This window comes from Steroidobacter sp. (assembly GCF_016790065.1).
Classification (GTDB): Bacteria; Pseudomonadota; Gammaproteobacteria; order Steroidobacterales; family Steroidobacteraceae; genus Steroidobacter.
Genome location: NZ_JAEUPY010000735.1, coordinates 1 through 9,278 on the forward strand (window position 1 = coordinate 1; position 9,278 = coordinate 9,278).

General features: G+C 61.8%; 4 protein-coding genes. All 4 read right to left on the minus strand.

All coding sequences use genetic code 11. The annotated features are described in order from the left end of the window. Positions 1–1,826 (minus strand): putative bifunctional diguanylate cyclase/phosphodiesterase (locus JNL55_RS29870; protein WP_293863218.1); only part of this gene is annotated, 1,826 nt, incomplete at its 3' end. Beyond that, positions 1,823–6,295, minus strand: coding sequence for a hybrid sensor histidine kinase/response regulator (locus JNL55_RS29875; RefSeq protein WP_293863220.1), 4,473 nt, complete (start codon positions 6,293–6,295; stop codon positions 1,823–1,825). The genes JNL55_RS29870 and JNL55_RS29875, both read right to left, overlap by 4 nt. A 113-nt stretch (positions 6,296–6,408) precedes the next feature. Continuing rightward, entirely contained in the window at positions 6,409–8,241 is a 1,833-nt protein-coding gene (locus tag JNL55_RS29880) for a S8 family peptidase (RefSeq protein ID WP_293863222.1), read from the minus strand. 136 nt (positions 8,242–8,377) lie between these two features. After that, positions 8,378–9,278, minus strand: a 901-nt coding sequence (locus JNL55_RS29885; RefSeq protein WP_293863224.1) for an EAL domain-containing protein, incomplete at its 5' end; no start/stop codon positions are given.

Sequence of the window (9,278 nt, forward strand, 5' to 3'; positions counted from 1 at the left end):
AATGCTTTATCGATCTTGATTCGGTCCGGCGGGAACCGAGTGATATAGGACAACGACGAATAGCCGGTACCGAAATCGTCCAACGCGATTCGGCAACCAAGCTGTCGAATGCGCGCCAGTGCGCCCTGCACCGTCGCCGAGTCCTTAATCAGCAGCGACTCGGTCAACTCCACCTCGATCAACGATGTCGGCACATTGGCCGCCGCCGCTTCCGCTTCCAGAACGCGCGCCGGATCGCCGTGCAAAAGCTCTTTAGCCGAACAATTGATCGCCACCGGCACAGCAATGCCGCGGTCCAACCACTTGCGCAACTGACGGCACACGGCGCGCACTACCCAGGCGCTCATGTCCAAAATCAAGCCGCTGTCTTCGGCGATTTCAACAAACCGATTCGGTGAGATATCGCCGTGCTCGGCATCGCGCCAACGCAACAACGCTTCCACACCGACCAGCCGGTTGTCGCTGATTCGGAACTTGGGCTGGAACACCAGATTCAGCAAGTCATTGTGAACCGCGCGACGCAAGCGCCCTTCCAGCTCCAACCAGTCCCGCATCCTCGCACTCATCGCCGGCGTATACGAAGCGATGGCGCCTGAAGTGGCCTTGGCGTGATACATCGCGGTGTCGGCGTGTTTGAACACCGTCGCCATGTCCGCACCGTCATCGGGATAGACCGCCACGCCGATGTTGGGCGACGAGTAAAACTCCAGCGCATCGTGAGTGATGGCGAGTTTGAAAACTTCAGCGCACTTCTGCGCAATGATCATGGCCACTTCACGGGCCGATGCCTGGCGCAACACGACCACGAACTCGTCGCCACCCAAGCGCGAAATCAACACGCGACTCGGATCGATGCCGAAACCGTCCACGGCCTTCACCAAGCGATCGGCGAAGGCGCGCAGCACTGCGTCGCCCATGGCGTGGCCGAACGAATCGTTGACGCGCTTCAGACTGTTCAAATCGATGTAGACGACGGCGACCGCCTCGTTGGCGCTGGCTGCAGCCGCCTGCATGTTCCCGGCGGTTTCCATGCAGCGTTGGCGATTGGGCAGATTGGTGAGCGGATCGAAATACGCCAAGCGCTCGATGCGCTCGGCATTGTCGACTCGCTCAGTCACGTCCTGCCGAACCACCAGCACGTCGCCACCTTCGCGGCGACTGAAGCGCATCTCATACGCTGAGCGCAGGCCCGGCGATTGCTCGGATCGATAGCCGAGCGTTCTTCTCATACCGTCGCCGGCCGTCGCACTCGCAACCTGGCGTGCGACCGGAATCATGTCCGGCGGCAACCTGGACTGTTGCCGCACCTCGGCATTCGGGCTCCACAACACATCGCCTTCCGAAGACACCACCCACAATGTATCGGGCAGCGCTTCGACCAGCGTCTTCACCTCGGCCATGCGTTCGTTCAAGGAACGAGCCGCCGCGGCATTGCGCAGAATGTATTCGAGACGTCGCGGCAGCAACGCCCAGTTCACCGGCTTGGCGACGAAGTCGGTGGCGCCCGCTTCGAAGGCCAGCGTGATCGCCTCCGAATCTTCATGACCGGTGACCATGACGATGGGCGTCATGGCGAAACGCGCGTCGGCGCGGAGCCGACGACACACCTCGAAGCCGTTCAGGCCCGGCATATCGACGTCCAGCAGCACGATGGCAACTTGATGGCCCGATTGCGAGTCGAGTGCGGCCGCCAGCGCAGCGGTGCCGTTATCGAAACACAGCGCCTGCAGTCCAGTCTGTGCCACGGACTCTTCCATCAGCACCAGGCCGGTGGGCTCGTCGTCGGCAATGATGGCGATGCCCGGTGGGACAGTCACAGTACTCATGCGCTCGCTCTCATCGTCAAGCCCAGCAGTGCATCGAGCAGCGGCGCGTGCGCCCCCTTGATCGATTCATGCACTGCCACGGCCTGCTCATACTCACCCGCTACACAAAGCTGTTCCAGGCGGCGTAACTCCTTACCGTACGCCAAGGCCCCGACGTTGGACGCGCTCGACGCCAACTTGTGACAAATGCTGGCCGCGGCGGCCAGATCCTTCGCTGTCATCGCCTCGCACAGCTGTGCCAGCGACTCGACCGAGCCGGTGCGGAACAAATCGACCAGCTTGGAATACAAATCGGTGTGACCGCCGGCGCGCAGCTTGCGCAGCGACGCGACCGCAGCTGCATCGACGCTCGCCAACAAGCCGTGCTTGGCTGGCGTCGCGACGGGCTTGGCAACCGGTGCCGCAACTTCGGCTTCCTGCGCCAGCCATTTACGCAGCAGACGGCTGCATTCGTCCATGGTGTAAGGCTTGGTCAGGATGTCGTCCATGTCGGCGTTGAGGCATTTGTCGCGATAGGTCGCCGCATCGTGCGCGGTGAGCGCGACGATGGGCGTGCGCTTGCCCTGCCCGGCGCGCTGACGGATCAGCTTGGTGGCCGCGAAGCCATCCATGTCGGGCATGTTCAAATCCATCAGGATCAAATCGAAGTGCTCGCCGGCACTGCGCGCGACCGCTTCGGTGCCACTCTTCACCCACACACTCGTACAACCCAAGGTCGCGAGATAACCTTCGGCGACCGCCGCGTTCACCGGCTCGTCCTCGACCAGCAGCACGTGGCCCTTGAGCGTCGGCGTGTCGGTCGCGAGCGAGTTGGATTCGCTGCCCACTGCCAGGCCTGTAACGACCGCCAGAGCTTCTCGCAACGAGATTCGGTGCACAGGTTTGAGAACGATGGTCTTCTCGTTCAACAACGCACGCAGGTTGTACGTCTCGACCTCGGCATTGGTAGCGATGACGATGAGCCCTGGCCAGGCCGTCTGCGCCGCCAGCACATGCTTCAGATCGTCCGGATACGTGCTGGCGTCGAGCATCACGATTTCGCCCGCCGCTGGCTGTGTCGCCGACGAACCATCGACCGGCGTCAAACCGAGCGCCAACGCATGACGCGACAAGGACTCGCGCAACGAAGACCGGCGCGTGAGGATGCGCAACGTGCGACCGGGGAACTTCGCTTCCTCAGTCATCGGCGTCGTGGCAATCGATAACGGCAACGACAAATGGAACGTCGAGCCGATCTGCGGCGTGCTCTCCACCGTGATCTGGCCACCCATGATGTCGGAAAGCTCGCGGCAGATTGCGAGACCCAAGCCGGTGCCGCCGAACTTACGCGTCGTGGTCTCGTCGGCTTGCGAGAACGGTTCGAAGATGCGTTTGACAGCGGCGGCATCCATACCGATGCCGGTGTCCGTGACTGAGATCCTGGCAGTCGCACGACCGTCGGCGACAGCCACGTCCGCACGCACGACAACTTCACCTTGTGAGGTGAACTTCACCGCGTTACCGACCAGATTCATCACGATCTGCCGGACTCGCAACGGATCGCCCAACAGCACTTGTTCGCTATAGGTGGGCGGACAAACGATCAGCTCGATGCCTTTGCTTTCGGCCGCACCGGCGAACAGGCTGGTGCACTCTTCCAGCACCTGGCCCAGATCGATGGGCAACGATTCCAACGCCACTTTGCCGGCGCGAATCTTGGACAGATCCAACAGGTCGTTGACGATTTGCAGCAGGATCTGCGCCGAGGAACGAATGGTCTTGGTCAGATGCGACTGGGTCGCCGACAGTTGGGTGCGCGTCAGCAGTTCAGTCATGCCGACCACACCGTTCATCGGTGTGCGCAACTCGTGGCTCATGCGATCCAGGAAGTTGCTCTTGGCTTGCGCGGCTTCGGCAAGCTGTCGATTGCTCTCGACCAACTCACGCGTACGCAGCTGCACTTCGGTCTCGAGCTGCGCGCGCTGCTCGACCACCGCTTGGAACTTTCGTCGCTGTTCGCGAGCGCGATACAAAATCACGCCGAGAATCAACGCTGCATAGGCTGCGTAGGCCCAACGAGACTGCCACGGTGCCGGAGCGCGATCGATGGTGATCCGCATCGGCTCCTTGCTCCACACCGAATCGGAACTCGCGGCCCGCACTTCCAACAGATGTTCGCCGGCCGGCAAGGTCGTCAACGTGATGCGACGCTGACTGCCCAAGTCGATCCAATCCTCGCTCAGGCCTGGCATGCGATACGCCAGCCGATTGTGTTGGGTAGAACCGAAATCCAGCACACCGAAATCCAGCGACACGATGCTGTCCCGATAGCTCAACGGCACCGTATGTAATAGCCAGAACGGTGTCTTGCTGACCATGCGCACGCCGAGCACATCGATGTTGGTCAACGCCAACCGCGGCGGCTGACGATTCTCGGTGAGCTTGGTGGGATCGAAAATATTGAAGCCGCCCGGGCCGCCGAAACACACGCGACCATCGCGCAGACGGAAATAGGCGCCGAACGCGAACTCCTCGCCTTGCAAGCCGTGTTCGCGGTGATAAGCCTTGATCGCGCCGCTGGCCGGATCGAAGCGCATCAAGCCGGCGTTACCACTCAACCACAGCGAACCGGCGTCGTCAGGCACGATGCCGTAGAGCGTATCGCCCGACAGCCCCTGCTCACGCGTGAATGTTTTGAAACGAATCTTTTCCGGCGCGTTCACCGCGCCATCGATCTGCGACAAGCCGCCTTCAGTCGCCACCCAAACCCGATCCTGAGCATCGACCAACACCGCGTACACCGAGTTAGCCGGCAACGACGTCGGATCCTTGGGCTCGTTCTGAAACACACGCAGCACGTAACCGTCAGCGCGCGCGAGATTCAGCCCGTTCATGGTGCCGATCCAGAAATTACCGCGCGAATCTTCGGCAATCGCAGTGACTTCCGCCGAACTGGTAGCACCGGGCTGAGTGCCGCCAAACGGCAACTGCCGAATTGCACCGGTGGCAGGATCGAGCACGTTGGCGCCGCCGCCAAAGGTACCGATCCAAATTTGACCGCTGCGACTCTCGACCACAGTCATGATGCCTGCAGCGCTGGTTGCTCGCGGATCGCCAGGCTTCACCGCAATCGAATCGATGCGACCCTCGGCGGTGAGTTTTTTGAGGCCGCCGTTCATGGTGCCGATCCACAGCGTGCCCAGATGATCCTGACGCAACGACATCACTTTATCGTCACGCAGTGCCTGATGATCTTTGACCAACGCGTCGAGCGGCGTCATTTCGTTGGTATGCGGATCGAACTGACGCAGCCCGCCATCCAATGACGCGATCCAGACCCGGCCGTCCGGAGCATCGGCGAATGCATTGACCGGCCCGCTGCCCAACCATTTCGGGCGCTGACCCCCGAATTCCCAACTGCGCGGATTCCAGCGACTCACGCCGCCGGTGCGCGTACCGATCCAGACCAGCCCTTCCTGATCTTCGTACAACGACATCACGAACGAGTCGCGCAACGAATCGGGATTGCGATCGTCATGACGGAAATGAGTGAAGTGGCCGCTGGCACGGTCGAGCAGTTCCAAGCCGTCGCCTGTTCCCACCCACAAACGTCCGCTGCGATCTTCGAGCACGGCACGCACATCGTCGCTGCCGAGCGAGTTGGCATCGCGGCGATGACGAAACACTTCCAGCAAGCGACCGTCGCGGTCCAACCGTGTGAGTCCGACTTCGAAGCTGCCGACCCACACCGCGCCGCTCTTGTCTTCGAGGATATGGGAGATTTGCTTGCCTAACAGCGAACCTTCGGTGCCGGCGGCGGGACCGAAACTGGCAATGGAATCGTCGGCCAGACTCCAGCGATCCAAGCCGGACTCGGTGCCGATCCAAACATCGCCCGAGCGTGCCAGCGACAACGCGAAGATGCGGTCGCTGCTCAACGAACCTGCCGCGCCGGTGTGACGCAGCTGTCGAATGCGGCCCGACGCCGGATCCAGGATGGCGACGCCGGCATCGCTGGTGCCGATCCAAAGCTGACCCCGCGAATCGAGCAGGATGGCGCGAACGTTATCGCTCGCCAACGAGGCCGGGTTGTTCGGGTCGTGCCGGTACTGAGTAAACGTATCGGTCTTGCGATGCCAGCGCGCGACGCCTCGGTCGCGGACAGCAATCCACAGATCGCCGCCGGCATCCTCGGCGATGTCCCAAATGTAGTTGCCGGACAGCGTGCCCTGCTCGCCTCGAGCGGCGGCATAGCGATGCAAGCGATGGCCGTCGTAACGAACCAGGCCATCTTCAGTGCCGAGCCAGACAAACCCCTGCGAATCTTGCAGGGTGGTCATGACGGTGGCCTGCGGCAGACCCTCAGCGGTGGACAGATGTTCGAGAATGAGCGGCGGAGCGTCGGCCGCCGTAGCGATCGCTGCTCCGAACATCCAACCGATGATGATTAGCGACGCACGCCAGGCACGCGTCAGGAATTTCGCGCTCACGAGCCCAGCATGCCCGACGTTTGACAGAACAACCGTTGACTGGTTTGAGGATTCGACGCGCGCCTGCATCGGGGTGTAGGACGCGCGTCACATTCCAGAGAAGTCGGCGCCGATTACTCGTTCGGCACCCACGAAGCGATGGAGGCCGAGCGTGCGCCATGAGCGTAGTTGTTCATGGTCGCTTCCCACCAGGACAGGCTGCGGCTCCAGGTGTAACCCTTGCTCCAAGTGAACCCCTTGGACCAGGTGAAGCCCTTGCTCCAGGTGTAACCCTTGGACCAGGTAAAGCCTTTGCTCCAGGTATAGCCTTCACTCCACGCGTAGCCTTTACTCCAGGTGTAACCCTTGGACCAGGTGTAACCGTCGGCATCGACGGTGTCGCCCCAGGTGCTGCCTTCCATTTCCATGATGACGTAGTTGCCCGAGTCATCGATGTTGGCCGGACCGCCGAAGTGCTGGCTGCCATCGAGGTCGGCCTGCAGGTTCAGACCGCGGTTGGCACAGCCGGTGGCCGCGCTGTTCACCGCCGCGACCGCATTGATCAAGCCGGCGCCCTGCTGGAATACGCTGTAAGCGAGCTTGCCCTGCGCATTGATGGCCGGACGAGTCGACGACAGCAGGCGGCACTTCACCGTATCCGGCGTCAGCGACGGATCGGCTTGTAACATCAGCGCGATCACACCAGTCGTCACCGCCGCGGCCTGCGACGTGCCGGACATGGTGAACAAGTTGCTGGCCACGTTCACCGAGTCTTTGTCGAGCGTCGCCAGATAGCTGTTGGTCGGCATCGACGCAGTGATATGACCGCCCGGCGCCACCATCTCCGGCTTCACGAAGCCTTCGAACGTCGGACCGGTGGAAGAGAACGAAGCCAGACGATCGTCGGTCGCATCGTACGGCGTGTTGTTGTCAGTCAGCGCACCGACCGTAATCACATACGGCACGTTACCCGGCACCGAGATGGTCATTGGGCTCGGACCTTCGTTACCCGCCGAAACCACCACGACGATGCCCGCACGCCACGCCGCCATCACGGCCTGGTTCAGCGGATCGTCCCAGTAATACGACTGCGGCGGAGCGCCGAAAGACAGATTGAGCACGCGAATCTTGTACTTGTCGCGGTTGGCGACGATCCAATTCACGCCGGCGATCACGTCGGTGTAACGACCCGCGCCTTCGCCGTTGAATGCACGCACCAGCACCAGGTTCGCACTCGGAGCGATGCCGTAGTAACTGCCGCTGACGTTCTGCGCACCGCTCGCAGCGATGGCAGCGACATGGGTGCCGTGGCCGTACGGATCGCCCTTGATCGGCTTGTTGCCATCGGTCACATCGACCGTGGCCAGCACGCGATTGCCGTAGTTCTGACTCGCGTCCTGCCAGAAGCCGGTGTCGAGCACGGCAATGGTGACGCCCTTGCCAGTGATGCCCGCGGACTGCAACGAATCTGCGCCGATCAAGCCCGGATAGTTGGTTTCATAGAGCAGGCCGAGCGTGTTCACGCTCTTGCCATCCTGCAGTTTCTGCTGTGAGCTCAGGCTCTGCACCAGCGGCGAAGTCAGCGAGCTTGTCAGTTGAGCCTGTAACAGCGGCGACACCAACGGCGTGGTCACGACCTGAGTCAACTTGATGAGCGCGCTGCTGCCGAGCCCGCCGGACAATGAGTCGTACAACGCGCCGCGCGGGCTGACCTGCCGATCCTCGAACACTCGCACGTTGGAGTCGGCTTGCAACGCCGCCAACTGCTCGGTCGTGAGATAGGCACTCACTGCATTGATGACGCCCAGTTCGCGGTCGGCTTGGACGCCGGCGGAACGCAGACGCTGAGTAGCGGCCTCGGCCGACTTCCCCTGCACGATGTACAGCGAGCGGGCCGGAGCCTCGGCAAACGAGGTACCGGTGGCAAGCAACGCAGTCAACAACAACGCAGTCGAACGGATTCGCATGGACGCCTCTGGTCGGAACGGCTGTGTTCCGTGAGTGTTATTTCACTCGAATGCAGCGTCGGGCGCGTTGTAGTAGTTACTTGAAACCGGCCAGTACCTGCGACGTGGGTCGCATAATCTGGTGTCAAATCGACTTTTAGTGACGGTCTTTTTCGGCGTGCGCGAACAGGTCGCCGGTACCGTACCGGCAGCCCATCTCGAGCAGGGCTTCGCGGATCTGCTGGTTGTCCACGCCGGCCGCCATCGGTGCCAGCTGCAACGCTCGGGCGATGCCGAAGGTGGCGCGACAGACCTTATTGGCTGTCTCATCGTGCAACAACGCCGTGGTGAAGGAGCGATCCAGCTGCAAGCCGGAGATCGGCGCACTGGCCAGCGACGACAATGAAGCAACAGCGCGTGCCGCTTCGTCCACGACCAACTGCACTCCCCGTCTCTCCAAAGCACGCAATGCATGCGTCTCGCGAGCGACGAAGGCTTTCTCGGCGATGCGCAGTTCCAAACGTTCCGGCGGCAACACATTCATGGCCAGCACGCGTTCTACGTCGCCGACGAAATCTTCGTGAAAAATATGATCCCGGAGCGGACCGAAGGAAATTCTCATGTCCGGTGCCCAGTGCTGGGACTGCGCGGCGAAGTCGTCGGCCATCGACTCCAACGCCATTCTCGACAAATCCACGGCCAGCCCGGTTGCAACGGCGATGCGCAGGAATTCAGACGGCGGAATCTCACCGCGCAACGGGTGATGCCAGCACAGATAGGCCACCGATGCGACCTGCCGGCCAGTCTGTAAATCGTGGCGCCCGACGTAACGGAACCGAATGTCGCGATTGGCGATGGCGTCGCGCAACTCACGGCCCAGGTCGAGCCGGGACAGCGAACGAACCTGCATCGCTTCGCTATAAAACGTGGGCTGCGTGGAAGCGACTCGACGCGCTTCGTTCGCTGCCGTTCTCGCATGTTCGAGCAGCGCTTCGGCAGACGATGCATCTACCGCCGAAAGCGCGACACCGATGTGAGGAGTCAGCGTGAAGTCCACA